Source organism: Listeria sp. MAN/IMW/UF555, from assembly GCF_058684075.1.
In genome coordinates this window covers 350,955-376,503 of the sequence record NZ_JBZWZS010000003.1, presented here as the reverse complement: position 1 = coordinate 376,503, position 25,549 = coordinate 350,955, and the positions used below count along the sequence as shown (strand labels likewise).

Genomic DNA, 25,549 nt, shown 5'->3' with positions numbered 1-25,549 from the left:
GTAAATGCAGTAGCAAAGTGAATAGACGGTGGCTAATCCTCAGTAGGGGGTGATGCCTATGGTTTACAAAGGTTTTACTCCTAGAAAGGAATAAAGCATGTCTGTATTTGAAGCAATGACTTTAATGTTGGCTTTTGCCACATTGGTTGTGCTGATACTAGACTTTAATAAACAAAAAAAATAATCGTCTTTACACTTTGACGGGTGCGAAAAGACGATTATCTATCAATTTTTAAACCTTGTCCACCGTCTTTTTAACGGTGCTGCTGTTTGGGAGTCATGTTAGCGCATGGCTCTCTTTTCATTTACATAGTAACACATTTCAAACTGATTTGCCAAGGTCTGAAATAAAAGAAAAACAGGTAGCCCTTATCGCAAACCTGCTTTCCCACTATCTGTCCTAAAAATGATGGAAACTCTCAACTGGCATTACAAACACTGTTGCGCCGCCAACTTGTACTTCGATTGGGTAAGGCACATACGTATCTACCGTCACACCTAAGGAAGCGGATGGTGTCATCATTTGTTCGCGTGCTTTACAGTTTTCCTTGATTATCGCTAGTGCATCATCTACACGTTCATCTTCTGTTCCGATAATAAATGTGGTGTTTCCTGCTTTTAAAAATCCACCCGTAGTAGCTAATTTTGTCGCACCGAAATTGCCTTTTGTTAGTGCGTCAGACAAACGGTTGCTATCTTGATCTTGGACTATCGCAAATATGAGTTTCAAAGAAATCAACCCTTCCTAAAAATCTATCTTTTTTCTATTATAGCAAACAAATCCTTTTTTAAAGAGCGATATGCACTTATGGATTGGTACTTAAGTCACATGGAATGTTAAGTTAGTTGCTTTAAAATATCTGCTAAAATAATAGTAGTAATCTCTTCTGGCGTCTTTGTTGCATCCACTCGCATGAAACGATCTGGAAACATTTGGATAATTTTCTCATAACCATTTTGTACTTTTTCGTGGTAAGTAATGTCCTCTTTGTCTAGGCGATTAACTTCGCGGCCTTTGTTAGCAGCAATTCTAGCTAAGCCGACTTCTGCGGGTACATCAAGGTAGTAGGTCCGATCAGGGATTGTATCTTCAATCGCATATAAATTCACTTGTAAAACTTGTTCCATATTCATGTCACGTCCTGCTCCTTGGTACGCAAGAGAGCTATCCATAAAGCGGTCACAAAGTACTGTTTTCCCTGCTGCTAGAGCTGGGCGAATTGTTTCAACAACATGTTGACGGCGTGCACCTGCAATAAGCAGTACTTCTGTTTTTGGATCCATTTCTTCATTGCCAATTCCGAGGACGATATTTCTTACTTTTTCTGAAATCGGGCTGCCACCTGGTTCACGGGTTTTAATGAAATCAATACCCGCTTCTTCCATTTTTTGGTTTAACAGGGTGCCGACAGTTGTTTTTCCAGAACCATCTGGACCTTCAAGTGTAATAAAAATTGCTTTCATTTCGTAATTTCCTTTCCCTTTCGCGTCGCTTTCTGTTTGATTATAGCATAAATTAGCGGAATATACGGATGTAATTCTCGGCTAGTTTTTCGCCGCCTTGGTAGTGCCGCGAGCGAATACTTTTTAGTTCGCGGATATGTTTTTCTGTGATACTTTCTCCGCGAATAATAGCTGGGATTCCCGGCGGATAAAGCGAGATTGTTTCAGCCGAAACGCGTGTCGTAGCTTCATCTAATGACACAAATTCGGTCGCGCGGGCGTGCATTTCTTCGTAAGTTAACGCAAGACCTGACGCGCAAGGCACTGACATTTCATATGGTTCTTTCGCGATTTCTTTTTTCGACGGAGAATGAATCCGACTAATCGGTGTGAAATCAATCCCTTTTTTAATTAATGGTAAAATCAGTAACACTTGTGACTCGTCGGCAAGCTCTGGGAAATAAGAACTTTCTTCAAAAATCGTTTGCAATTCGTAGCCCGTGTAGCCTGTTTTACGGACGATGATTTTAAGCGGATCATCCGGCAAAATAACTTCAAATTTATTTTTTGTTAGCCATTTAATCCATCTGGCGCGCATTTTCCAAAAAGCTTCAACGTCTGCCGCTGTGTAAGTTGCCGCATATTTCCGCGCCGCATCAAGTGACGCCATGATTAAATAAGATGGGCTACTCGTTTGAAATACTTGCAGATAATAAGCTAGTTTTTCAAAAACCGGTAAATCATTCACGACATGTAAATAGGATCCCATCGTTAGCGCCGGTAGCGTCTTATGCGCCGACTGAACAACTACATCCGCACCAAGCTCCACTGCACTTTTTGGAAACTCAGAGCTCGTTAAAAAATGTGCCCCGTGCGCCTCATCGACAAACACAACCGCGCCATACTGATGCGCAATTCGAATACATTTTTCCAAATTAAAAGTCGTTCCGTAATAGCTCGGATAAGTGAAAATACATAGTTTTATATCTGGGTGATTATGTAAGGTTTCTTCCAGAAGTTCGGTTGTCACGCCACTCGCGACGCCGACTTCTTTATTGGTTGCCGGAGTTAAGAAAATCGGTTTTCCACCGGCGAGTTCGATGCCATGCAAGATTGATTTATGTGCATCTCTTGGCACTAAAACTTTCTCCCCGCGCTTTAACGTTGCCATAATAACCGCCAAGCTTCCTCCGCTTGTCCCATTGACTAGAAAATAGCTTTTTTTACTTCCATAGCATTCAGAAAGTAACTCCTCTGCTTCCAAAATCACGTCTTCTGGGTGATGTAAGTCGTCCATCCCGGTGATTTCTGTTACATCCCATTTTAATAAATTTTGCCATACAGCTGGATAAATGGCTCCACTTTTGTGGCCTGGGACATGGAGTGATATTGGGCAGGATTTAGCATGAGCATCTAACCGTTCCACTAAAGGCATTTTAGATTGATCTCGCATAACAATTCCCCTTTTCAAATTCTCTTCTTCATTGTACCATTTTGCTGGATTTATGACACATTCTTGCAGTTTTAAAGCGTTTTCATTTTATAAGTTGTATAATAAAGACAGCAACCACGTTTTGACTTTCTAGTAAAGGGAAATTGAGGTAAGAGGACAATTTTAAAGGAGGTTTTTTGTCAGATGAAGAAGATTCTTAACGGTACAGATCAAGTAGTAGAACAGATGGTGGAAGGTTTAGTTAAATCGCACGCAGATGTTGTTCACCGTGTCGAAGGAACTCGCGTCATTGCAAGAAATGATAAACGTCCAGGAAAAGTCGGGCTAGTAAGCGGCGGAGGTTCTGGTCACGAACCGGCTCATGCTGGTTATGTGGGTCGTGGAATGCTCTCTGCGGCTGTATGTGGCGATGTTTTCACTTCCCCAACCCCAGACCAAATTTATGAAGGTATTAAAGCCGCAGATCAAGGCGCTGGTGTGCTTTTAATCGTAAAAAATTATACCGGTGATGTAATGAATTTTGAAATGGCGGCAGATTTAGCGGATGCCGATGATATTAAAGTAGAACAAATTGTAGTAGATGATGATATTGCTGTTGAAGACAGTACTTTTACAACTGGACGTCGTGGTGTTGCTGGGACGGTTCTAGTGCATAAAATTATCGGGGCAGCCGCAGAAGCAGGCGCATCCCTTGAAGAACTAAAAGCACTCGGCGAAAAAGTAATTGCTTCTGTTAAAACGCTTGGTGTTGCTCTTTCTCCGTGTACAGTTCCCGAGGTTGGACATCCTGGTTTTGAGCTTGGCGACGACGAAATTGAACTTGGCATTGGTATCCACGGTGAACCTGGCTTTACGCGTGAAAAAATTATGCCATCCGCAAGACTTGCTAAACAACTTTATGAACGTATTAGTAATGAAAGCAAACTCCTAGCTGGTGATAAAGTGGTTGTCCTTGTTAATGGCATGGGCGCAACACCACTAATGGAACAATATGTTTTCGCAAATGATGTCCATGAACTTCTAAAAAATGCCGGTGTTCAAGTTGAAAAAACACTCGTTGGCGATTATATGACTTCACTTGAAATGGCCGGATTATCCCTTACCATTTTGAAATTAGAAGATGAAAAATGGGTCGATATGTTGAAACTTCCAGTAGACACAATTGCTTGGTAAAAAGATTTGGAGGAATGAATAATGACTTATGATAAAGATTGGGCGTTACGCTGGTTAAATGATTTCGGCGAACGCGTACAAGAAAACAAACAATTATTAAGTGATCTCGACCAAGCGATTGGCGACGGAGACCACGGAATCAATATGGCTCGCGGACTAAGCGAACTCAAAAAAGCTTTTACCGAAAAAGAGCCAGCAGATTTAAAAGATGTATTTAAAACCGCTGGGATGACAATGGTTAGCAAGGTCGGCGGCGCATCTGGACCACTTTATGGAACAGCCTTTTTAAACATGAGTAAAGCGGTCGATTCAGAAACAATTGACTCAGAAGGCTTAACCAAAGTGATTGAAGCAGGACTTGAAGGGATCGAAAAACGCGGTAAATCCCATGCTGGCGAGAAAACAATGATTGATGTTTGGGAACCAGTTGTGAATGCCCTTCATCAGGAAGATTTAACAGATGATGTTGTTGAAGCAGCTTTACAAAAAACAAAAGATTTAAAAGCAACAAAAGGACGTGCCAGCTATCTAGGTGAACGGTCTATCGGGCATCTCGATCCCGGCGCCTACTCTTCTGCTCTCCTATTCCACGCAATGCTTCAAACGGAGGTGAGCTGAATTATGGCTAAACCTTATGGAGTTGTCATTATTTCTCACTCCAAAGATGTTGCAAAAGGTGTCCATGATATCATTAAAGAAATCGCACCTGACGTATCTATTACGCATGCTGGTGGAACAGAAGATGGTCGCATTGGCACAAGTTTCGACACAGTAAACGAAGCGATTGAAAGCAATGAAGCCGACAAAGTCTACACTTTTTATGACCTTGGAAGCGCCAAAATGAACATTGAAACAGTAGAAGAAATTAGTGAAAAAGAAATTATTCTTTTTAATGCCCCCATTTTAGAGGGAGCTTATGCTACTGCTGCTCAAATTCAAATGGACGAAAAACCGGAAGTAATCGCAGCAAATCTTAAAACAATCGAAATTAAATAACTGAAAAAATCCCTTTAGATGCTTTTTTGTCTAGAGGGACTTTTTTATTTAATGGTATAATTACTTAAAATAAATTCCCATTCTAAAAAGTTAGGATTTGAAACGATGAATATTTTAATTAAAATACGCGAACTAACTAATTTAACTAATAGTGAAAAAGAACTTGCCAATTACATTGTGGCAAATCCGAAAAAAACGCTTCAATTCAAGCCTAAAGAGCTAGCCCAAGCCGCATTCGTCTCTGCTGCAACAATCTATCGCTTAATCAACAAACTAGGGCTGAACGGCATTGGCGAACTAAAAATCGAAATCGCCTCAAGCCTTCGCGAAACTAACGAAGAAAAAGAAATAAACTATGATTACCCTATTTTAGAGTCAGATACGCCTTATCAAATAATGACCAATCTAAACCAAATCTACAAAGGAACGATTGACGAAACATTAAACAACGCCGATCCGGAAGAACTTGTAAAGATTGGCGAAAAATTAATTAAGGCAAAAACAATAGATGTTTACGCCGCTTCCGCTAATTTATTTTTCGCGCAAAACTTCAAATTTCAAATGCAAGAAATCGGCGTTTTAGTCAATGTCCCTGAGGAAGATTATATTCAAAGTTTGTCTGCCGCAAATAGTGATAAAGATCATATTGCTATCGTTGTTTCCTACGGCGGACGAAGCCGAACCCTTCAAAGAGTAGTCAAAATCCTCTCCGAAAACGATGTCGATATAATCTTAATTACTTCCATGCAAGCAAACCCTTTAGTCGAATTCGCCACTCACAAAATCTATATGGCCTCCGCCGAAAATCATTACAACAAAGTCTCTTCATTCTCAACACGGCAGTCATTACTAAGTATTTTCGACACACTTTATTCTGTTTATTTTAATCACGATTATGAAAAAAACATTCAATATAAAACAACCAATTATCAAAAAATGAATAGCGAATTGGAATGATTTTTCAAAAAAAGCACCTATTTCCTATCAAAATGAAAAAAAGCTCTCAATATGCGACGCTCCTGCCTTTTTCTTGTTTTCTAATGATACAATAAAGAAAAAAAGGAGCTAAACTACATGACAACTCAAGCAATTATTTTAGATATTGATGGCACTTTATTAAACGACGACAAAAAAATCTCATCCGAAACAAAAAAAGCCCTCATCACCGCGCAACAAAATGGCGTGAAACTTATCCTCGCATCCGGCAGACCAACAACTGGGATGCACGCATACGCTGAACAATTAGAAATGGAAAAACACCACGGCTTGCTCGTTTCATACAACGGCGCTAAAGTAGTGGATTGCGCGACAAATGAAGAATTATTCAACCAAGCGCTTACGGTTGCAGAAGGAAAAGCCGTTTTGGAACATATGAAACAATTTGAAGTGAAAGTAATGATTGATAAAGAGGATTATATGTATACAAATGATGTGTACGACTGCTACGTCCCTTACCGCGGCGAAGTAATAAATATAATTCAATATGAGTCTCGCGGAGGAAATTTTAAACTCTGTGAAAAAGATGATTTAGCTGCATTTTTAGATTACCGTCTCAGTAAAATACTAACGGCAGGCGATCCGGCCTATATGCAAGAAAATTATCAAGCAATGATGGCGCCTTTCAAAAATACACTTAATTGTGTCTTCACAGCAGATTTCTACTTTGAATTCACAGCTCAAGGCATCGATAAAGCCAAAGCACTCGATACGGTTTTAACACCAATGGGAATACACGCTGAAAATATCATTGCTTTTGGAGATGGCCACAACGACATCACCATGGTCGAATACGCCGGAACAGGAATCGCCATGAGTAACGCCGTCCCCGAATTAAAAGCAGCTGCCAACTCCATCACCTTATCCAACAATGAAGACGGAATTGCGCATGTACTAAATAGTTTAATTACGAATTAAAAAGGCTGAGTTTCAGCCTTTTTTTATTATCTATAAAAAACCCTCCAAATCAACCCCTTCACTCTACAGAAATTATCCATTTTCTGGTATGCTTAAGTTAGTAAACTAAAGTAGGAGGTTAATTAAATGACACTTTCTTTCTCGGATACATACAGACTGAACAACGGAATCGAAATGCCTAGACATGGTTTTGGGGTTTACAAACTAACGGACGAACAGCGTATGCGTACTGCACTAGAAACTGCGGTAGATGTCGGTTATCGCTTGTTTGATACGGCTTCATTTTACCATAATGAAAAAGAACTCGGTGACTTTTTTGCGTCAAGTGGCTTAAAACGGGACGAGTTTTTTGTAACGACAAAAATGTGGAATACGGAGCAAGGTTACGATGAAACGCTCCGTGCTTTTGAAAAATCTCAGAAAAAACTACAATTAGACCAAGTTGATTTATATTTAGTCCACTGGCCGAAACAAGATACTTTTTTCGAAACTTGGCGTGCTGTGGAAAAACTATATGACGAAGGGCTTGTTCGCGCGATTGGCGTGAGTAATTTTGAAGCGCACCATTTAGACCGACTTCGTACAAGCGCCAACGTTCTTCCAGTAGTCGATCAACTGGAAACACATCCACACTTTCCAAATCAGCTGTTACATCGTTATTTAGAGGAATTGCATATCGTTCATCAAGCTTGGAGCCCGCTTGGCCGAGGTGGCGTTTTACAAGAGCAAATTCTGATTGATTTAGCGAAAAAACATGGTAAATCTCCTGCTCAAATTGTTCTTCGTTGGCATTTGCAAAATAATATTTCAATCATTCCAAAATCAGAAACGCCTTCAAGAATAAGAGAAAACGCAGATATTTATGATTTTGAATTAACAGAAGCAGATATGCGCCAAGTCGAGCGTTTAAATAATGGTGAGCGAGTTAGCCATGCGCCAGATGTAATGTATGTCCGTTCTGAAATATAATAAAAAAAATCTACTATTCCAATATGGTCTAGTAGATTTTTTCTTTATTTCTTTAATTGACGTGCACGAGCTTCTTTAAAGAGGTAAAAATAGCGAGCTTCCGCCTTTTTCTCCTCATATTCTAAATTAGGATCGTACTCAAAACTTTTTCGCATTAAAACTTTCTGCTTATGCCACTTTTCTTGCGTGACTTCAATCAATTCCATCAGATAAGCATCATAGGATTTGTGTAGTTTTCCGATTTTCTTGTTTTTCTTCCGACCGAACTTATTACTTCTGGACTCCATTTTATCACCTCTGTTTATACTTCTCTTCGTCCTTCCATGGCTTTAGAAAGCGTGACTTCATCCGCATATTCTAAATCTCCACCTACTGGCAGACCATGAGCTATTCTTGTTACTTTTATGCCTGAAGGTCTTAACAACCGCGAAATATACATCGCAGTGGCTTCCCCTTCAACATTGGGGTTGGTTGCTAAAATAACTTCTTCAATGGTGTCATCTTGCAAACGTTTAAGCAAATCAGGAATATTAATATCTTCTGGGCCAATTCCGTCCATTGGCGAAATTGTGCCGTGAAGCACGTGATATAGCCCGTGAAAATCGCGCATTTTTTCCATTGCGATAACATCTTTAGATTCTTGCACCACGCAAAGAACACTGCGATCGCGGGATGTGTCCGAGCAAATATAGCACGGATCTTTATCTGTAATGTGACCACAAACAGAGCAAAAGCTTAAATTCCGCTTTGCATCCACAAGTGCTTTTGCAAAGTCTAATACATCGTCTTCTTTCATATCTAGCACGTAAAAAGCCAGTCTTGCTGCCGATTTGGGTCCGATTCCCGGTAATTTCATAAAACTGTCCATTAATTTCGTTATCGGCTCAGGATAATGCATATCTCGTCTTCCTCTCACCTTCAAAATACACAATGTTTCACGTGGAACATTTTATTGAAAAATAGTTGAGACTCTTGTAATTAAGCCAAGAGTCTCAAACCAAACAATATTACATTCCAGGGAGATTTAATCCTTGTGTGAATTTGCCCATTGTTTGTGAAGTTGTATCTTCAATTTGTTTTAATACATCATTTGTTGCTGCAAGTACTAAATCTTGTAGCATTTCGATGTCTTCTGGATCAACTACTTCTTCGTTTATAACAACATCAGTAATGACGCGTTTACCAGTAGCTTTTAATGTAACCATTCCGCCACCAGCTGTTCCAGTGAACTCTTGAGCTTCTAAATCAGCTTGAGCTTTCGCCATTTCCTTTTGCATTTTTTGCATTTGTTTCATCATACCTTGCATATTTCCCATTCCACGCATGAATAATCTCCTCTTTCTTCTATTGTTTTTTAATCTTTAATTTCAAGCAAATCTTCACCAACGAGTTTTGCGGCTTCTGCAACAAAAGGATCTTCCGCCGGTTTTTTAGCTTCTGGATTTGTACCTTCCTCCGCATCACCGTCGCTACCATGACTATGAAGGAAATTTTCTCTTACTTCAGCCCATTGATCTTCTGGGATTCCAATAAAAGTATAATTTACTTGAGTCAGTCGCGCAATACTCGATGTGATGGTTTCAACAAAGTTTGGATTATCCATCGCCATTTGACAGTGAATCTCATGCTTAAATTTTAACACAAAAGTATCCTGAGATGCAGCTACAGGTTCTGCATCATTTAAAAGTGCTGCCTGGGATGCCATCAACATGGATAAAAGCTCGCCCCAACAACCACGGATTAACTGTAAATTCTCTTTCTTAGCCTCACCTAATACATGGTTAATTTTACCAATAGGTGCTTTAAATTGCTTGCCGTTGTTTATGGCTTTTTTAGATCCACCACGATTTTGTGCTGGTTTTTCAGTTTGGGTGGCAACTGCTCCACTCGCAATTTGTTTTTTTAATGTTTGAAGTTCTTGCTGCATTTGCTCCATTTGGCGTTTTAAGTCCGCGAAGTCACTTCCAGAAGCTGCGTCCACTGATACATTTCCACCACTTACCGCTGATTGCCCAGCTTGCGTTAACTGAACAAGCGCCACTTCTACATAAATTCCCGGATGATTCGAGAACCGCATTTGTTGCTGAGCTGTATTTAAAATTTTAACAAACTCATAAACTTTTAGTGAATCAGCTCGTTTTGCCAAAGCAACAAAATCATCATCTATCAAAGCCCGTTCTAATGTTTCTTCAAGGTTTGGCGCTTTTTGATATAGCAATACATCTCTGAAGAAAACAAGTAAATCTTCCACTAGACGAACTGGGTCTTTTCCTTCTGCAAGTAAAGCTGTTAAAGTCGAAATCGCTTCTGCTGCATCGCCATCAAACGCTGCGCTTACTAGTTTCGTAAGGAGATTTTGAGCAACCGAACCCGTTATTTCTAGCGCGTCTTCCACTGTAACTTCTTCTGACCCGTAAGATATAACTTGATCGAGCAAACTAAGCGCATCACGCATCCCACCTTCAGCGGCACGCGCAACAATCATCAACGCTTTTTCGTCATAAGGGATTTTTTCTTCTTCTAAAATAAATTTCAAACGTCCGATAATATCTTGGGTTGTAATTCGTTTAAAATCAAACCGTTGCACCCGTGAAATAATCGTTAGTGGTAATTTATGTGGTTCTGTTGTTGCCAAAATAAAAATGACATGTTTCGGCGGCTCTTCTAGCGTTTTTAGTAGCGCATTAAAGGCTCCCGTCGACAACATATGCACTTCATCGATAATATATACTTTATATTTCGCCACAGTTGGCGCATATTTTACTTTTTCCCGAATATCTCGAATTTCTTCAACCCCGTTATTACTGGCAGCATCGATTTCAAGAACATCTGGTATAGAACCATCCGTCGTACCTTTACAAATCTCACATTCGTTACAAGGCTCCCCGTCATGGCCGTGTTCACAGTTGATCGCCTTCGCAAAAATCTTCGCCGCACTAGTCTTCCCCGTCCCCCGAGGTCCAGAAAATAAATAAGCATGCGAAGTTTTATTTTGCACAATGGCATTTTTAAGCGTTTTCGTCACATGTTCCTGTCCAACAACATCCTGAAACGACTGCGGCCGAAAAACCCGATACAAAGCCTGATACGCCATCTGCCACTCTCCTTCACCTAAAACCATTTTAGTAGTTTTATTATAACGTATTGTTGAAGAAGTTTCAAAATGTACTTTATTTTGATTTAGTTCTTCAATATAAATCTGAGCGCAGCGATGATTTAATCCTTAATAGAACTTTCAAAACGTCCTGAGTCGGGCTAGCTTCAAAAACCACCACCACCAAAAACTAAAAAACAAAACCCCTCAAAAAAAGAACCAGACCCCCGAAAAAGCCCGATTCCAAACCTTACTGTTCACTTTTAGCAGCCAATTTCTCCTGCTTCTTCTTACTTTCATTTATAACCGAAAGCTCAATTGATTTCAACAAATTTTTCACACGTTTTTTCCGGAAGAAGCCAAACATAAAACCAACAATAATATTATTCATTTTATTCATTGTTTTTTCCGTTTCAATTAATTCGTTATAAGTCACTTCGCAAGTTGTCTCACTTGTTGACTTTATCGTATAAGTCGTCGTATGCGTGTTTACTCGACTGCTTGTTTCAAATTGATATAACTCATTAGGAGTTACTTTCAAAATTTTTGTAGTAGCAAGTGCGCCGTTAGACATTGTTCGTTGGTATTTATATCCTTCTAGTTTGCGCATCTGAAGCGTTTTACCAGTGGCATTTTTCACATCATAAATGGCTGAGCTAACTAGTGTATCAAAGCATTCTTTTTGAGAAATATATAATTTCTGTGTGACATTCACTTTTCAATCGACTCCTTCTAATTCTTTTCTTTCTTATCTTTACGGATTTTTAGCACGATGAATACACAGCCAATTAAAACAACCGCAAGTCCTGTAACTAGAAGAGGTACACTAGCCATCCCATCTTTTCCATAAGAAGGACTAAACATAATAATAATAAGACCTATACTAATAATAAATAGTGCATTAACAATTTTCATTTTCAACCCACACTAACTTGGAAATAGAGTACAGAGCCTATTTCAGTTGCTTTTATTGTTTCTTTGGCGATTTTTGCTGCTTTTTCTTCGTCTTCAATATTTGTTTCAAAAGTAAGTTTCATACCTTGTTCAGCAATTTTTTTAAAAGTTACACCGTCTTTATCGTATGTTTCAAGTAATTCAGTAATATAATCACGTTTCATTGGACAATTAAGAATAATCATTTAAAAAAACCTCCTTTTCTATAGTTTAACGTTATATTTCGCTTCTTGCAATGAATAAAAATGGCGCAGGATTTCCTACATGATATACTGGCTAGGCACAATTAGCTGCACCTAGCCAGAAACTTATTATTTTCTAAGCTTTCATCTCTTCTTCCGGTACACCAACGCGATTTGCGGTAATAACAAATGGTACCCAAATCAAGAACGCGACGACCATATTTATGAGTGAAATTACTGGCGCCATCCAATCTCCCCCGGTTGCTAAGAAGGAATTCAGAAGTGGCGGCATTACCCAAACTACTGCAATTTTAACTGGGCCGACAATGCCAAGTGTTGTTGCAAAGTAAGCGATTGTTACCATTACCATTGGTGCGATAATGAAAGGTATTAAGTAAATTGTATTTAATACGATCGGTAAACCAAACATGATTGGTTCGTTAATATTAAATATACCTGGTGCAAGAGACAATTTCGCAACTGTTCGTGCATCCGCTCGTTTCGAGAACATTAGTAAAGCGATAATTAGTACAAGTGTACCGCCTGATCCACCCATCCATACGTACGCATCGAAAGAACCACGTACCCATTCGAATGGTAATTTAGCGCCTTCTTGTGCTGCACTAATGTTTTGTAGTTGTGCTGTACCCCAAAGTGACTCTAGAACCGGAGCAAGTACGTTCGGACCATGAATCCCGAAGAACCATAGTAGTTGTACTAAGAAAGTAACTAGTAAAACAGCTCCGTACCCTTGCGAAAGTGATAATAACGGCTCTTGAATTGTTTTGGAAATCCAAGTAATAACGTCCATATTTGTGATTTTGAAGAATGCCCAGTCAATAATACCAACAACATAAAGTGCAACTAACGCAGGAATGATTGCCGCGAAAGCTTTACTTACAGCCGGTGGAACAGAATCTGGCATTTTGATAATAATATTTCTGCGCATTAATTTCGCATAAATAATAGTTGATATAAAACCGAAAATCATTGCAGTAAACAATCCGGTACCATTTACTTGACTAAGATTAAAGAACCCGTAAATCCCAGCAAATTCTTTTGGTAAAGTATTGACATCAAAATTAGCATTAGAAGCCGCAATAGCAGCTTTTACTGCGTCTAAGCTTACAGTAACAGTTAAGTTCATAACAAAAGCAGCAAGAGAAACTAGCCCCCCAGCTAATCGATCTACTTCATATGCTTTTGATAAATTGTAACCTAGTGAAAATGCAAAAATAATTGAAACAATTGCTAACGTCCCATTGTATACATATCCATTAATCCCGATAAGTGGTTGCATTGCTTCCACAAATCCTGTCCATCCCCAGTCAGTTGGAAAATCCCTAAAAAACGCATTTAAAAGTACTGCAATTGACCCAGCCATTGTAATTGGCATTGTAGAAATAAAAGCATCACGTAGCGCCACTAAATGTTTTTGCGAACCAATTTTAGCAGCTACTGGTACAAAATATTTCTCTAAAAATGCTGTCAAACCATTCATATTTTATCCTCCCATTAACCTTTTTTATTTACTGCTCATCTCTTTAAACAAAATATAATTTCTATGTATCTTCCCCTTTAGGTTTATCAACTATATCTGTTTACGTTGTTTTAGCAATCCCTACTGCTAAAACAAATCAGATGGAACCTTTGCATGACCTCGTGAAATTTTGGGAGTCCTCCTCTCCGCTTCATGATAAGGCTTACATTTAGATTCACTTTAATCTATTGCAATTTCCGTGCCAAGTATCTAAGAGTAAGAAAATATACGATTATCACTTGTAATCGTTATCATTTATACCAATGAAGCACTATTACACACATGCCTAAAAAACTGTGTAAGTAAGCGCTAACATTACACAGTTTCACTTAATTCATAGATTTTCCTTTCTGTGTTATAATGAGCATAAGCTAAGTAATACCAACAATTCGAGGTGATAAATATGGCAGTCAAACGTGATATGCCGGAAGAGTCGAAAAATAGTAAAGTTGTGAAAAAAGAACATTTTTCGATTGTATTTCCAGATGATATAAAAGAACCAAAAACCGCGGAAGAACAAAAGAAAAAGCCAGCCGAACGTGAAACAGACGACGATTAACTCACTTCAAACAAAAAAGAGCCCCGCTACCGGGGCTCTTTTTTTAGTTAATAGAAAAGATGACCATTTCTTTATCCTCATCAATTCGAACTTTTACATTCATACCAAGTTTGTCTTTAAACAAGCTTGTAATATCTAAGTAATCATCATAACTACCAATGTCGCTTTTTTCGTAACCTTGTAAAATGGTAGGTTTAATCCGGACGATATAATCATCGTTTGAGGTTTCTTCAGGATTATAAGAATAGATTTTCTTGCCATTTTTATCAAAAAAGTCATATGTTGCATAAGATTCATTGTTTGTGATATACACATCTTTTTGTGTAACGTAAGCATTATCGGCCACGCTGTAGTCAATCAAACCTGAGTAATATTTATTTGTCGAAGGTTCATTTATTTCATATTGTTTATACGCTAGACGGAATAAATAATCGATATTGTAATAACTATTTACACGGAAGTAGAGGTGCTTGTCTTTAGATTTTTTATCTACCCCGATATCGGTTGCACTAATTGGAAAAACCTCATATAACTTGCCGTCTATTTCGTAAGCAACGTCGTATTTATCGAATACTTCTTGGCGCTGAAAAAAGCCAAACATAATTGCTAAGATTACAAGGATTCCTATTAAAACTGCAATGATTAAAGCGGGCAGCCATTTCTTTTTAGATTTTAGTTGTTGCATTATTTTCATCCTTTGTCATGAATTGCTTTACTAAATTATATTGTACCAGTTTATGGAGGATTATACATTACTTTTATAAGTTTAGTAGCTGCTTTGTAGAAAAAAGACTATTTCGCGATAAGCAAAATAGTCCTTAATATATTTAAAATTAGTGTCGCGCACCTCACATCGACATGCAATCACCTGCGTTACCTTGATAGTTAGCTCGGGCCAGGCAACCTCGCGGCACATGAGAAGCACTGATTAATGCTGCTTCCTTCCGGACCTGACATGGTTCACAGGTTCCCATTGCGCAAGACCCAACCTTCAACACCACTTGTCAAGGGCAGACCAAACAATTACGATGCCTCAAATGAGGAATTCAACCCCGCTAGAGCGGATTGCGGGTTACAGGGCGCCGCTACCTCCCCGTCTAGCACGACAAATTTGCTACCAATAATTAAGTGCCAAATAAAAAGATATTTAGCGCAAACTCTGAAAAGAGCTCAATTACTAGTGTACCTTTTTAGTGTAAAAAGTGCAAGTAGAAAACGGGGAAATATTTTTTAACGTAAGTAAACACTCATGATTGCTGCAATAATTGTTCCAACTACGCAAATACCTACTAATGTTAAAGCTATCCATACTATTTTCTTATTCATAGTCTTCTCCCCCTTACTTCACATTATCGCTTTTCTTTTAGTGATTATATCATGAAACACAAAAATTAGCTGTTATAATCAAACTTCTTTTGCCAGCTATTTAGCATGCTGTAGCTAGCCATTAATTGTGTTGTAACTTGTTTGAAAATCGGACGTAATTCTGCATATTTCTTCGTGTTTTCACTAGGATGATAGACTGCTTTAATTGGAAGCGTTTGTTCCAGATTCAACGTTTTTAAAATACCCAGCGAGCGCATTCCGATAATTGCAGCGCCTAAACTAGAACCTTCAATTGTATGTGGCACGCGAACTTCCCGGTCTAAAATATCAGCCAGCAATCTACACCAAGCATCATGCCCAGAAATACCACCCGTCACATAAATAATATCATCCGGAGCCGAAACTGCTTCATAGACTTCCGCGAGATTAAACGCAATTCCTTCTAAAATCGCGCGAACAAAATGTGCTTTGGAATGATTAATCGTAAGCCCAACAAAGCCCCCACGAATATCGTTAGTCCAAAACGGAGCCCTCTCGCCAAGTAAATAAGGTTGAAAGAGCAATCCAGATGCTCCAGGAGCTACTTCATCTATATGAGCAATGAAACTGGCAAAATCGCGATTCATAATCTCACTTTCAGATCCGAATTGCTGTAATCCCCATTCCACTACTTTCCCGCCATTATTGACGGCACCACCAGCGATAAAATAGCCATCCCCAGCACCATAACAAAATGTCCGACCACGCGAGTCCACCTGAAATTCATTTGTTAATTTCCGAACTGCCCCGCTCGTACCTACAGTAATCGTCACGTCATTTCGCCCTGTTGCTTGAATACCAATATTCGCAAGCGCTCCATCACTTCCACCTACAATAAATGGCAAGTTTTCCGGAATACCCATTAAGTCCGCGTATTCTTTTTTCACGCCATGTAATTGGTAGGTTTCTGGAACTACTTTTGGCAAATAATCTGGGGTTAATTTGACGATTTCCATTGCTTCAAATTCCCAGTCATGCTCTAAAATGTTATAAAGTCCGGTTCCTGATGCTAACGATTCATCCATCACCCAGACGCCAAACAAACGATTCAGAATGTAAGATTTAATATCGACAAATTTCTCCGCGCGATGGAATAATTGTGGTTCATCTTCTTTTAGCCAACAAATTTTAGCAAAGGGGCTCATTGGATGTATTGGCGTCCCTGTCGCTTCATATAGTTGAAACAAGTAATTATCCCTTTTTATATTTTCAAGCGCCTCACTGCTTCGTCCGTCCGCCCAAGTGATACATTCAGTTAAAAGCTCTCCGTCTGCTCCTACCATAATTAAACTATGCATCGCCGAACTAAATGATATGCCTTTTAGTTCTGTTTTATCTATATCCTTCATTACGCCTTGGATAGATGTTATGACTGCTTCAAAAATTTCAGTAGGACTCTCTTCCGCTTTCCCCGTTTCATCCGTCACTAATTCATAATGCGTAGCTTCCCGGCAAATAACCTCACCACGTTCATTGAAAAGTACTGCTTTTGTACTTGAAGTCCCAATATCTACGCCCATTATGTAAGATTTGCTCGTCAAAACATTTCACCTCATATCTTTGTTTCTTTTCATTATACGTCAAATAGTATAAATTTTGGGGCTAGGCTACTTGGATTTTTGCAAAAGAAAAAGCTAGAGAAATTCTCTAGCTTAGTTTATCGTATTAAATGTTTTAATTCGGCTTTCTTCACCTAGCACTATTAATGTGTTTTTATCGGCAAATTTAAGTACTTCTTTTGTGTTTGCTGCGCTTTGTGCTACACAACCTAAAGTATAATTATATTTCGGGGAGTCTACGTGATAAAACACAGCAGAACCTTTTCCTTTTATACGTTTAGCATTGTATTTAACTTCCATCCCGTAAATGTATTGTGGGATTTTCATTTTTTCGTCGGCAGAACTAGAAGAAGAACGTTCCTGCCAGGTATTATAAGCTTTATCTTTAGAATTAGAAATCCAATAACTACGATTAGTAATTGCTTTAAAAGTTAATTTCGTACCTGGATTTCCTTTTTGACCAAAAGCAATGCCTGTGCGGTAAACGCCAACTGGTGTCCCTGAGCTTTTTTCAGAGAACTTTGGATCAAAACCCCATTTTCCAATATGACTCGTAAAATGGCGAACTTCATACCAATTGCCGGCACTATTTTTCTGGAAAAAGTAAGTCGTTGCTGTAGTGCTTTTTGGTTTTGTTGTAATAATTGCTTTTTTACTATTCCAAAGTGCTGGAACGGTGTCAGCGATAGTTGGTTTGCCGATATTCGTGAAAGCTCGGGCGTCAATCCAACCAATATTCGTATTTCCTAGCTTGCAATAATACCATTTTGCTCTAGCTGTTTTTCCTTCGCGAGTAATAATCAATGTCTTTTTATCATACTTTTTTGCCGAACCGAGATATTTTACACTACTACTTGTCTTGTATATTTTGCTATTAATACCATCGTTTCGCTTCGACTGATTGACTACTCCTTTTAAATTAACTGCTTTGTCGTAAATGATTTTTTCATACGTTGCTGCTTCGGCGTTAAAGGAGTGACCAAGGAGGCTAACCATTAGAACAATAATTAAACCGCTTAATAACTTCTTCATTATTCGCTCCTTTTTTTCGAGTTATTCCCTATGACAATTAGCTTATTTTTTTCGTTTGCGTAATAGTAATATTGCTATAAGGATAACTATAACACCTGCTACAACGAAAATCCATTCCACGCCTTGATCCCCTGTTGCAGGTAAGTCTTCTTTGGATGCTTTAGGTGTGCTTGGTTTAGCCGTTGCACTTTTTACTGCGTTAGTTGTTTCGATTTTTTTCACGTTTGCCGGAGCTTTAACAACCACGTCATTTTCTTTTTTCGTTGGAACTTCGTAGGTTACTTCTTCGCTGAAATTACCCGCTTCATCGAAAGCATAGGCGAAAATCTTTTTCGGCACTGTAGCCCACTGCGCGTAAAAATTGCCATCTTTATCTGCTTTTGTTACTCCCTCGCCAAAATTTTCATCTACGGGAGAAGTAATGTAGACACTTGCGAATGGTTTCGTTTTTCCAGTAAAAATCTTTGTTTCTAAATCAAAATTCATATCTGTGACAGTTAATTGGGCTGTTTTTTCTTTTACTAAATAATTTAATTTGACTGCTGTAGTTTTGCCTTCTTCATTTTCCCCAAGTAAGGTGATGACATGGATACCTGGTTCTGCTGTATTCAGTTTAGAATTCTCTGCTAAGCGATAATTTACTAATTTAGTACCTGTATGTGTTGTTAATGTGTCTGTAAAATCTTTTAGCGCAATTTTATCGTTTTGTTCATAGGAGTAAACTTCAGCTGAATCGGTAATGTCGATAGTTGTTGGTGTAGTATTCTTCTGTGGTTCAGTAACCTTTTGTGGTTCAGTAGTTTTAGTCTTTGGTGCTTCTTTTGGCGGTTCAGGTGTTTTTGAAGGATCTTCAGTGATTGTATTTTTAGTAGTATCTGTTGATTTATCTTCTGTTGGAGTTACATTGTTACCATTTTCATTTGTTTCAGCGCTTGCGGCCAATGAAAATGGAATGATAAGACTAGTTAACAAAGCTATAAGTACCAGCCCGTGGAATTTTTTCATAATAAATTCCCCTTTCGTTTTTTCATATATTAATCATAAGCAGAAATGAGTCAAAAGTCAATTTTAAATTACAATATTGTTACAAATGTTAAGAAAGTACTACAAAAAAGCTTGCTAAGTTTTTTCTTAGCAAGCTTTTTTCTATAATTCAATAGGTCTATCTAATTGATAAAGCCGTTTATATCTTGGTTCCTCTGCCATTAATTTGGCGTGGCGGCCTTCCATCAATGTTTTTCCTTCTTCTAAAAATAATACTCGGTCCATTTTCTCTGCTCCGACTAAATGATGCGTTACCCAAATAAGTGATTTATCGGCTAATGTTTCGAAAATAGTTGCTAGCAAATCTCGTTCTGTAATGGGATCAAGTCCTACTGTCGGTTCATCTAAAATAACAATCGGCGTATTTTGAAGTAAAATCCGAGCTAGTGCAATCCGACCACGTTCCCCGCCAGAAAAACGCTCGCCCATCTCACTCATTTGTGTATGGTAGCCATCTGGCATACTCATAATAAAATCATGTAACTGAACTTTTTTTGCCGCCGCATAAACTTCCTCATCGGTGGCATCTTGATTTCCTAAGCGAATATTATTTAAAACCGTTGTACTGAAAAGATGTGCTTTTTGATTTAACATTGATGTAATTTCAGGGATTTGCGGTCTTAAATTCTCCACCTCAACACCGTTCATTGTTACTTTTCCAGCTGTTGGCAGTAAAGCTCCTTGAACCAATTTAAGAAAAGTTGATTTCCCTGTACCACTTCGACCGATAATCGCCACTTTTTCACCTTGTTCAAGTGTAAAGTCAAAACCGTCTAAGATTTTAGGCGACTTTTTATCGTAAGCGAAAGATAAATTTTCTGCTTTTAAAACTACATTTTCAGTATTAATACGGGCAATTTCTTTCGTTTCTTCTTCAAAGGTTGGAAGCGCCGGGTCTTCTATTTTGTCTAGACGAGCTAGCGAATCTTGGTAGAGCGATTTATCACTAATAGCGCTTGAAACTGGTACAAACGCTTCTGCAAGAGCCATTATAGCTAAAACAAAAGCAGCAATCATTGTTCCAGAAAACGCGCCATCACGAGATTCAGCTGTGCTCCAATAGACCATCACGATAACCATAACACCAACAACTAACTGGCTAAAGAAATCACGCCAATTAACAAAATGAAACTGTTTATTTTCAGTTCGAAGCATATCCGCCTCGTCTTTTTCATAATTCGTAATAAATGTTTTTTCACGACCGCTAAATTTCCAATCGCTAATACCAAAAACAGCATCAGTAAATTTTTGATACAAACTGTTTCGACCTTGTTTTAAATAAGCATTCTTGCCGCGAGCATATAAAAGGGAGACCCATGGCAGCACCAGCACGAGTAGTCCAATTAAAAGTACGAAAAGCGCCGCAAATGGAATTGAAAATGCTCCAAGTGAAATAACGACGATTGCGTAAAGTACAAGGCTAACAATTGCCGGTAGCATCGTAGTCAAATAGAAGTTTTGCAAATGTTCAATATCACCAGCAAGCAAACCTAGAATATCGCCAGTTTTATAGCGCGATTTTAGTAGTAAAGCTTGTGGTTCAAGTAAACGATACAGTCGAACACGCATTTTTTCTAAAATTCGAAGGACAAGCGAATGGCTCGAAAGTCGTTCTACATAGCGTGAAACCGAGCGCATAATACCAAATGCGCGCACTCCGACCGTCGAAATATAGACAGCCATAATTGATTCTGGCATCAGGGACGATTTTGAAATCAAATGACCCGATGTAAACATAAGCGCTCCAGCTGAGGCAAAAGTTAGCGTTCCAAGGAAAATGACAAGTAAAAACAAGCCGCGATTTTCTTTAATATATGGGATAATCCAGCTACTTTTCCGCATCATACTTCCTCCAATTGGGCTTTGACTAAATTGTAATAGAACCCTTTACGCCCCAGTAGTTCCTCGTGCGTTCCTGTTTCGACCACAGCCCCGTGATCTAAAACGATAATTCTGTCCATTTCAAGCATCCAGTGCAAGCGATGCGTCGCGAAAAAGACAAGTCGATTTTCAAATAAGTCTAGCATTGGTTTTTTTAGTTCGTATTCTGTTTCAATATCTAAGTGCGCTGTTGGCTCATCCATTAGTACAACTGGACGATCCGTTAAGAAAGCCCGAGCAAGCGCAACACGTTGTTCTTGCCCACCACTAAGCATCCGCCCTGATTCCCCAACAAGCGTTTCATAGCCATCTTCAAGCCCGGCCACAAGTTTGTTTAAACCAGCTGATTCGGCTGCTTTTTTCATTTCCTCTTCGGTAGAATTAGGATGATAAAAGCGAATATTTCCAGCGATTGTATCATGGAAAAGGTACGGATGTTGTGGAATATAAGTTACTTGGGTTTGCCAATCAGTTGAAGCAAGCGCCGCACCAGTTTTTCCATTCCAGCGAAAATCTCCGGAAGTTGGTGTCAAAAAGCCACTTAAAACATCGATTAACGTCGATTTCCCAGCACCAGTCGCACCGATAATCCCAATTTTTTCAAAACCTTTCACAGTAAAACTTGCTTCATGTAGCGATTCAGCATCTTCTGCGCCGTGCTTCACAGTAATTTTTTCAAAGGAGAACTCGGTATTTTCAGCAAATGGAGTTAGCGGTAAAGCGTCCGTTTCTGGCTTGTCCGCTTTAGCTTGGTCAATAATACCTTGAATAACTCGGCCAGCTTCTTGCCCGTCAAGTGTGGCATGGTAATCCGAGCCAACTTCACGCACTGGTAAAAAGTATTCTGGCGCAAGGATTAAAACACTTAGCGCAATCGGCAAGTTCATATTACCGTCAATAAGGCCAAGACCTAAGAATAAAGCCACAAGCGCAATCGAAAGCATTGTAAAGAAATCTAGCGCAAATGAAGACATAAATGCCACACGTAACGTTTTCATCGTAGCTTTCCGGTAGCGCGAACTAACCGAAGCAATTTTTCCTTCATGGTCATGACTTAATCCTAGATATTTCAAAGTCTCTAAGCCTTTTAACGAATCTACAAAGTGATTGGACAGCACACGATATGTTTCAAACTGCGAATCAGCTTGTTTTTTCGCGGCTAATCCTAGAATAATCATAAATACAATTAAAATCGGCAAAGTAATCATCAAAATAAAAGCGGAAGTCCAGTCTTGAAAAGCAATATAAACCCAAATCATCGCTGGAATAATAGCCATATTCATCATTTTAGGTAGAAACAGTTCTAAATAATTCCGGAAGTCAGCTACACCTTCCATTACCATCGTTACAACTTTCCCAGTTCCTTCCGCTCGTGCAAAACGCGGTCCAAGCGCGAACAAACTATCTAGTAATTCTTCTCGCATTGTCTTCGCAAGTTTTGCAGCATAGCGATAAACGATTTGTTTTTTCCATACGTTCAAAAAGTGACGCAAGAAATAGGCCCCTGCGAAGAGACCTATTTGTATTGTGACTGATTGAAATGGATGCTCGTGAAATAAGTCAGTAATCGCACGAGCTAAAGTTATCGCCATCACGATAATCGCAGCACCTTGAACAAGCGTGAAAACTGCGAGAATCGCCATTATTTTTTTAATTCCTTTGTAGTTCCTTAAATCTTTTCCCATTAATACGTCATTTTCTCCTTACTAGAAACGCGCTTACGGAAAACATAGTAGCTCCAAATTTGGTAACCAAGAACAAACGGCAATAGCGTAACGGCAACTATCGTCATCACACTTAGCGAATATTGTCCGGAAGCTGCATTTTCTATAGTTAAATCAAACGCACTGTTGATAGAGCTGATCATTACACGTGGGAATAGTGACACGAAAATCGTCGCAATCGTGAAGACAATTCCAAGTCCGCCGAATGTAAATGCTAAAATATCACGATCTTTCCAAATAAACAGGGCAGATAGCACGTACATAACGACTACAATTCCAATCATCAGTGGTACAAGTACAGGTCTAACTTGGAACATATCTGTATTGAAGTAAGCAAGTACAACGAAAATTACTAGAGCTGGTACAGTAATAAACCAAACACGTTTCGCCATACGACGAGCACGGTCTTGAATATCTTCTTCTGTACGTAAAGTAATAAATAGTAAGCCGTGAAGTAGGCACATAAGCGTAATCGTCACGCCACCCCATACGGAGAATACGGTAATGTAATCAAAGAAACCAGCATACATATCCATATCACTATTAATCGGCATACCTTGAATCAAACTAGCAAATAATACACCAAATAGAAATGGCGGTAAAATACTACCGAAGAAAATAACCCAATCCCACGTTTTTATCCAAAGCGGTGAATCTTTTTGACCGCGGAATTCAAAAGAAACCCCACGACCAATTAAAGCAAGTAATAAGAATACTAGTGGAATATAATACCCACTAAACATTGTTGCATACCAGTTTGGGAAAGCCGCGAAAATCGCGCCCCCTGCAGTTAATAGCCATACTTCATTTGCATCCCAGAACGGTCCAATCGTATTAACGAGCACGCGGCGTTCCAGTGCATTTCTAGCCATAAATCGTGTAGACATCCCAACACCAAAGTCAAAACCTTCAAGGAAGAAGAATCCAATGAATAAGATGGCGATTAATAGAAACCATAACTCATTTAGTGACAAAGCTTTCATCCCCCTTATCAAATGGATCTACGGAAATCTCTGCTTTTTCTGGTTTGTGTCCGTCTGGTCCTTTTTTAATTTCACGTATAAATAAGTAAACCAATAGAATGGCTAAAATCGTATAAATTGTCGAGAACGCAATTATCGAGAACAAAATTTGTCCTGATGAAACGTTTGGCGATACGGCATCAGCGGTTTTCATGTAACCGAAAACTACCCATGGTTGTCGCCCTATTTCTGTCATAATCCAACCCATGGAGTTCGCTAGGAACGGAAAGCCAATCATTGGAATCATGAAACGTAAATACCATTTTGCATTAACGAGTTTTTTCTTCCAAGCAAGCACGATACCGATTAACGCGAATAGAATCATTAACATACCTGCGCCAACCATGATACGGAAGCTCCAAAATGCTGTTTTAACTGGTGGGATGTAGTCACCTTCACCATATTTTTCTTCATATTGTTTTTGCAGCGTGTTCATACCTTCCACGCTACCAGTTAATGTTCCGTAAGATAAGAAACTTAGTGCGTATGGGACATTGACTTCCCATTCGTTTTTCTTCTCTTCCGGATTAATTTTGGCAATCATTGTCCACGGAGCTGGGTCAGCTGTATCTTCCCATATCCCTTCTGTTGCTGCCATTTTCATAGGTTGAGTTTTAACTAAGTATTGTGCTTGCGAGTGACCACTGAAAGCCACACCAAATCCACCTATTACCGCCATGACCATTGCAATTTGGAATGATCGTTTAAAGAAGGCGACATCTTGTTTTTTGAGCATCTTATACGCACTGACACCAGCAATGAAAAAGGCCCCAGTGGCAAATGCCCCGAATATAACGTGTGGGAATTCCACGAGCAGTTGTCCATTAGTAATAAGTTGCAAGAAATCATTCATTTCTGCGCGGCCGTTCTTAAATTCAAAACCAACCGGATGTTGCATAAATGAGTTTGCAGCTAAAATCCAGAAACTAGACATGATTGTTCCGATTGAAACAAGCCAAATACAAGCTAAATGAAGCTTTTTGCCAAGTTTGTCCCAACCAAAAATCCAAAGTCCGATAAACGTAGATTCCATAAAGAATGCAAGTAACGCTTCGATAGCAAGTGGTGCTCCGAATACGTCCCCAACAAATCTAGAGTAATCCGACCAGTTCATCCCAAACTGGAATTCTTGAATAATACCGGTTACGACACCGACCGCGAAGTTAATAAGGAATATGTGACCCCAAAACTTCGACATTTTTTTGTAAATTTCTTTCCCCTTCACGACATACAACGTCTCCATAAGAGCAACCATAAATACAAGTCCAATTGAAAGTGGTACAAATAAAAAATGGAAAATCGTTGTTGATGCGAATTGAAAACGGGCTAAAAATAGTTTATCCACCCTTTTCTCCTCCTTTTTATGCTTAAAATTGCTGTTTAGTCCCTTGCTTTTTTGCTTCTTTCTTAAAAACCTTGTGAAAAACCGCCCAAAGTGATGCGCCCAGTTGCTCTGTAATTCACAAAGCATAATAAAATAATATGTAATCCTTATTTTTCACGGGTTTAGGAACTAGTTAAGAAAGATTTTTACTTTATAATGAGTTCTATCTGGAGTATATTTTATCCTATTTTAAGGTAAATTTATTTAGTACTTTAGATGTTATTTTATTTTTGAGAGATTGTGATAAATTTCGCAATTATT

Annotated in this window: 27 protein-coding genes and 1 other RNA gene; 8 read left to right on the top strand and 20 right to left on the bottom strand. The window is 38.9% G+C overall.

Going from position 1 to position 25,549, the window contains the following annotated elements; genetic code table 11:
* The first annotated feature begins 97 nt into the window (after positions 1-97).
* Positions 98-184, top strand: coding sequence for a putative holin-like toxin (locus tag AC4PG8_RS11615; protein WP_221768959.1), 87 nt, complete (start codon positions 98-100; stop codon positions 182-184).
* Between the two features lie 216 nt (positions 185-400).
* Here the strand turns inward: AC4PG8_RS11615 and darA are convergent, their stop codons facing one another.
* The 3 genes from darA to AC4PG8_RS11600 form a co-directional block, all read right to left on the bottom strand.
* Complete coding sequence (darA, locus tag AC4PG8_RS11610) at positions 401-730, bottom strand: cyclic di-AMP receptor DarA (RefSeq protein WP_003739897.1); 330 nt, start codon at positions 728-730, stop codon at positions 401-403.
* Positions 731-837: 107 nt separating this feature from the next.
* Positions 838-1,464 (bottom strand): dTMP kinase, encoded by a 627-nt coding sequence (gene tmk / locus AC4PG8_RS11605; RefSeq protein WP_003772867.1) that lies wholly within the window; start codon positions 1,462-1,464, stop codon positions 838-840.
* 52 nt (positions 1,465-1,516) lie between these two features.
* The gene (locus AC4PG8_RS11600; protein WP_492170392.1) at positions 1,517-2,896 is read right to left on the bottom strand and encodes an aminotransferase class I/II-fold pyridoxal phosphate-dependent enzyme; all 1,380 of its coding nucleotides are present in this window, start codon (positions 2,894-2,896) and stop codon (positions 1,517-1,519) included.
* A 183-nt stretch (positions 2,897-3,079) separates the two neighbouring features.
* On the opposite strand from AC4PG8_RS11600, the gene dhaK1 reads away from it, so the two are divergent.
* The 6 genes from dhaK1 to AC4PG8_RS11570 all read left to right on the top strand — a co-directional run bounded on the left by dhaK1 (position 3,080) and on the right by AC4PG8_RS11570 (position 7,948).
* Complete coding sequence (dhaK1, locus tag AC4PG8_RS11595) at positions 3,080-4,069, top strand: dihydroxyacetone kinase subunit DhaK1 (RefSeq protein ID WP_033533798.1); 990 nt, start codon at positions 3,080-3,082, stop codon at positions 4,067-4,069.
* Positions 4,070-4,090: 21 nt separating this feature from the next.
* Positions 4,091-4,687 carry a dihydroxyacetone kinase ADP-binding subunit DhaL1 gene (gene dhaL1, locus AC4PG8_RS11590; RefSeq protein ID WP_003772864.1) on the top strand — a complete coding sequence of 199 codons (597 nt, stop codon included), beginning with the start codon at positions 4,091-4,093 and terminating at the stop codon, positions 4,685-4,687.
* A gap of 3 nt (positions 4,688-4,690) precedes the next feature.
* On the top strand, positions 4,691-5,065 hold the full coding sequence (gene dhaM1, locus AC4PG8_RS11585; protein WP_003772863.1) for a dihydroxyacetone kinase phosphoryl donor subunit DhaM1: 375 nt from the start codon (positions 4,691-4,693) through the stop codon (positions 5,063-5,065).
* Positions 5,066-5,170: 105 nt separating this feature from the next.
* The gene (locus tag AC4PG8_RS11580) at positions 5,171-6,022 is read left to right on the top strand and encodes a MurR/RpiR family transcriptional regulator (protein ID WP_033533796.1); all 852 of its coding nucleotides are present in this window, start codon (positions 5,171-5,173) and stop codon (positions 6,020-6,022) included.
* Positions 6,023-6,139: 117 nt separating this feature from the next.
* Positions 6,140-6,979, top strand: a complete 840-nt coding sequence (locus AC4PG8_RS11575; protein ID WP_160464605.1) for a Cof-type HAD-IIB family hydrolase — start codon at positions 6,140-6,142, stop codon at positions 6,977-6,979.
* Between the two features lie 126 nt (positions 6,980-7,105).
* The gene (locus AC4PG8_RS11570; RefSeq protein ID WP_003764284.1) at positions 7,106-7,948 is read left to right on the top strand and encodes an aldo/keto reductase; all 843 of its coding nucleotides are present in this window, start codon (positions 7,106-7,108) and stop codon (positions 7,946-7,948) included.
* A gap of 44 nt (positions 7,949-7,992) precedes the next feature.
* On the opposite strand, the gene AC4PG8_RS11565 is transcribed toward AC4PG8_RS11570, so the two are convergent.
* The 8 genes from AC4PG8_RS11565 to AC4PG8_RS11530 form a co-directional block, all read right to left on the bottom strand.
* A complete protein-coding gene (locus AC4PG8_RS11565) occupies positions 7,993-8,235 on the bottom strand; it encodes a YaaL family protein (RefSeq protein WP_003764285.1) in 243 nt (80 codons plus the stop codon).
* A gap of 14 nt (positions 8,236-8,249) precedes the next feature.
* Positions 8,250-8,846 carry a recombination mediator RecR gene (gene recR, locus AC4PG8_RS11560; protein WP_003764287.1) on the bottom strand — a complete coding sequence of 199 codons (597 nt, stop codon included), beginning with the start codon at positions 8,844-8,846 and terminating at the stop codon, positions 8,250-8,252.
* A 109-nt stretch (positions 8,847-8,955) separates the two neighbouring features.
* Positions 8,956-9,273, bottom strand: coding sequence for a YbaB/EbfC family nucleoid-associated protein (locus AC4PG8_RS11555; RefSeq protein WP_492170391.1), 318 nt, complete (start codon positions 9,271-9,273; stop codon positions 8,956-8,958).
* Positions 9,274-9,302: 29 nt separating this feature from the next.
* On the bottom strand, positions 9,303-11,042 hold the full coding sequence (dnaX, locus tag AC4PG8_RS11550; protein ID WP_492170390.1) for a DNA polymerase III subunit gamma/tau: 1,740 nt from the start codon (positions 11,040-11,042) through the stop codon (positions 9,303-9,305).
* 250 nt (positions 11,043-11,292) lie between these two features.
* Positions 11,293-11,757, bottom strand: a complete 465-nt coding sequence (locus AC4PG8_RS11545) for a DUF3284 domain-containing protein (RefSeq protein ID WP_003739909.1) — start codon at positions 11,755-11,757, stop codon at positions 11,293-11,295.
* A gap of 17 nt (positions 11,758-11,774) precedes the next feature.
* Positions 11,775-11,957, bottom strand: coding sequence for a DUF3188 domain-containing protein (locus AC4PG8_RS11540; RefSeq protein WP_003728589.1), 183 nt, complete (start codon positions 11,955-11,957; stop codon positions 11,775-11,777).
* Positions 11,958-11,959: 2 nt separating this feature from the next.
* Positions 11,960-12,181: a hypothetical protein gene (locus AC4PG8_RS11535; RefSeq protein ID WP_003721028.1), complete on the bottom strand. Its 222-nt coding sequence runs from the start codon at positions 12,179-12,181 to the stop codon at positions 11,960-11,962.
* A 133-nt stretch (positions 12,182-12,314) separates the two neighbouring features.
* The gene (locus AC4PG8_RS11530; protein WP_010991410.1) at positions 12,315-13,679 is read right to left on the bottom strand and encodes a PTS sugar transporter subunit IIC; all 1,365 of its coding nucleotides are present in this window, start codon (positions 13,677-13,679) and stop codon (positions 12,315-12,317) included.
* Positions 13,680-14,121: 442 nt separating this feature from the next.
* On the opposite strand from AC4PG8_RS11530, the gene AC4PG8_RS11525 reads away from it, so the two are divergent.
* Complete coding sequence (locus tag AC4PG8_RS11525; RefSeq protein WP_003768596.1) at positions 14,122-14,277, top strand: hypothetical protein; 156 nt, start codon at positions 14,122-14,124, stop codon at positions 14,275-14,277.
* Between the two features lie 43 nt (positions 14,278-14,320).
* Here the strand turns inward: AC4PG8_RS11525 and AC4PG8_RS11520 are convergent, their stop codons facing one another.
* From AC4PG8_RS11520 to AC4PG8_RS11480, 9 genes are all read right to left on the bottom strand, one after another.
* Positions 14,321-14,962, bottom strand: a complete 642-nt coding sequence (locus tag AC4PG8_RS11520; RefSeq protein WP_010991411.1) for a hypothetical protein — start codon at positions 14,960-14,962, stop codon at positions 14,321-14,323.
* 154 nt (positions 14,963-15,116) lie between these two features.
* Positions 15,117-15,383, bottom strand: an RNA gene (ffs, locus tag AC4PG8_RS11515) — signal recognition particle sRNA large type.
* A 285-nt stretch (positions 15,384-15,668) separates the two neighbouring features.
* Positions 15,669-17,183 carry a gluconokinase gene (locus AC4PG8_RS11510; protein ID WP_160464607.1) on the bottom strand — a complete coding sequence of 505 codons (1,515 nt, stop codon included), beginning with the start codon at positions 17,181-17,183 and terminating at the stop codon, positions 15,669-15,671.
* A gap of 111 nt (positions 17,184-17,294) precedes the next feature.
* The gene (locus AC4PG8_RS11505) at positions 17,295-18,233 is read right to left on the bottom strand and encodes a GW domain-containing glycosaminoglycan-binding protein (RefSeq protein ID WP_003764300.1); all 939 of its coding nucleotides are present in this window, start codon (positions 18,231-18,233) and stop codon (positions 17,295-17,297) included.
* A gap of 42 nt (positions 18,234-18,275) precedes the next feature.
* Positions 18,276-19,238, bottom strand: a complete 963-nt coding sequence (locus AC4PG8_RS11500; RefSeq protein ID WP_185334227.1) for an LPXTG cell wall anchor domain-containing protein — start codon at positions 19,236-19,238, stop codon at positions 18,276-18,278.
* A gap of 141 nt (positions 19,239-19,379) precedes the next feature.
* Positions 19,380-21,119 (bottom strand): thiol reductant ABC exporter subunit CydC, encoded by a 1,740-nt coding sequence (gene cydC, locus AC4PG8_RS11495; RefSeq protein WP_185539228.1) that lies wholly within the window; start codon positions 21,117-21,119, stop codon positions 19,380-19,382.
* Positions 21,119-22,843 (bottom strand): thiol reductant ABC exporter subunit CydD, encoded by a 1,725-nt coding sequence (cydD, locus tag AC4PG8_RS11490; RefSeq protein ID WP_492170389.1) that lies wholly within the window; start codon positions 22,841-22,843, stop codon positions 21,119-21,121. Before cydD ends, cydC begins: the two co-directional genes overlap by 1 nt.
* Positions 22,843-23,856 (bottom strand): cytochrome d ubiquinol oxidase subunit II, encoded by a 1,014-nt coding sequence (gene cydB, locus AC4PG8_RS11485; protein ID WP_003727651.1) that lies wholly within the window; start codon positions 23,854-23,856, stop codon positions 22,843-22,845. Before cydB ends, cydD begins: the two co-directional genes overlap by 1 nt.
* Positions 23,843-25,249, bottom strand: a complete 1,407-nt coding sequence (locus tag AC4PG8_RS11480) for a cytochrome ubiquinol oxidase subunit I (RefSeq protein WP_003722078.1) — start codon at positions 25,247-25,249, stop codon at positions 23,843-23,845. Before AC4PG8_RS11480 ends, cydB begins: the two co-directional genes overlap by 14 nt.
* Positions 25,250-25,549: the final 300 nt, after the last annotated feature.

Coding starts and splice junctions, on each gene's coding strand:
- dhaK1 (WP_033533798.1), top strand. CDS start 3,080: ATGAAGAAGATTCTTAACGGTACAGATCAAGTAGTAGAACAGATGGTG.
- recR (WP_003764287.1), bottom strand. CDS start 8,846: ATGCATTATCCTGAGCCGATAACGAAATTAATGGACAGTTTTATGAAA.
- AC4PG8_RS11530 (WP_010991410.1), bottom strand. CDS start 13,679: ATGAATGGTTTGACAGCATTTTTAGAGAAATATTTTGTACCAGTAGCT.
- dhaL1 (WP_003772864.1), top strand. CDS start 4,091: ATGACTTATGATAAAGATTGGGCGTTACGCTGGTTAAATGATTTCGGC.
- AC4PG8_RS11520 (WP_010991411.1), bottom strand. CDS start 14,962: ATGCAACAACTAAAATCTAAAAAGAAATGGCTGCCCGCTTTAATCATT.
- cydD (WP_492170389.1), bottom strand. CDS start 22,843: ATGGGAAAAGATTTAAGGAACTACAAAGGAATTAAAAAAATAATGGCG.
- AC4PG8_RS11565 (WP_003764285.1), bottom strand. CDS start 8,235: ATGGAGTCCAGAAGTAATAAGTTCGGTCGGAAGAAAAACAAGAAAATC.
- dhaM1 (WP_003772863.1), top strand. CDS start 4,691: ATGGCTAAACCTTATGGAGTTGTCATTATTTCTCACTCCAAAGATGTT.
- dnaX (WP_492170390.1), bottom strand. CDS start 11,042: ATGGCGTATCAGGCTTTGTATCGGGTTTTTCGGCCGCAGTCGTTTCAG.
- AC4PG8_RS11505 (WP_003764300.1), bottom strand. CDS start 18,233: ATGAAGAAGTTATTAAGCGGTTTAATTATTGTTCTAATGGTTAGCCTC.
- AC4PG8_RS11525 (WP_003768596.1), top strand. CDS start 14,122: ATGGCAGTCAAACGTGATATGCCGGAAGAGTCGAAAAATAGTAAAGTT.
- tmk (WP_003772867.1), bottom strand. CDS start 1,464: ATGAAAGCAATTTTTATTACACTTGAAGGTCCAGATGGTTCTGGAAAA.
- AC4PG8_RS11615 (WP_221768959.1), top strand. CDS start 98: ATGTCTGTATTTGAAGCAATGACTTTAATGTTGGCTTTTGCCACATTG.
- AC4PG8_RS11600 (WP_492170392.1), bottom strand. CDS start 2,896: ATGCGAGATCAATCTAAAATGCCTTTAGTGGAACGGTTAGATGCTCAT.
- AC4PG8_RS11540 (WP_003728589.1), bottom strand. CDS start 11,957: ATGAAAATTGTTAATGCACTATTTATTATTAGTATAGGTCTTATTATT.
- AC4PG8_RS11555 (WP_492170391.1), bottom strand. CDS start 9,273: ATGCGTGGAATGGGAAATATGCAAGGTATGATGAAACAAATGCAAAAA.
- AC4PG8_RS11500 (WP_185334227.1), bottom strand. CDS start 19,238: ATGAAAAAATTCCACGGGCTGGTACTTATAGCTTTGTTAACTAGTCTT.
- AC4PG8_RS11580 (WP_033533796.1), top strand. CDS start 5,171: ATGAATATTTTAATTAAAATACGCGAACTAACTAATTTAACTAATAGT.
- AC4PG8_RS11570 (WP_003764284.1), top strand. CDS start 7,106: ATGACACTTTCTTTCTCGGATACATACAGACTGAACAACGGAATCGAA.
- cydC (WP_185539228.1), bottom strand. CDS start 21,119: ATGCGGAAAAGTAGCTGGATTATCCCATATATTAAAGAAAATCGCGGC.
- AC4PG8_RS11575 (WP_160464605.1), top strand. CDS start 6,140: ATGACAACTCAAGCAATTATTTTAGATATTGATGGCACTTTATTAAAC.
- AC4PG8_RS11535 (WP_003721028.1), bottom strand. CDS start 12,181: ATGATTATTCTTAATTGTCCAATGAAACGTGATTATATTACTGAATTA.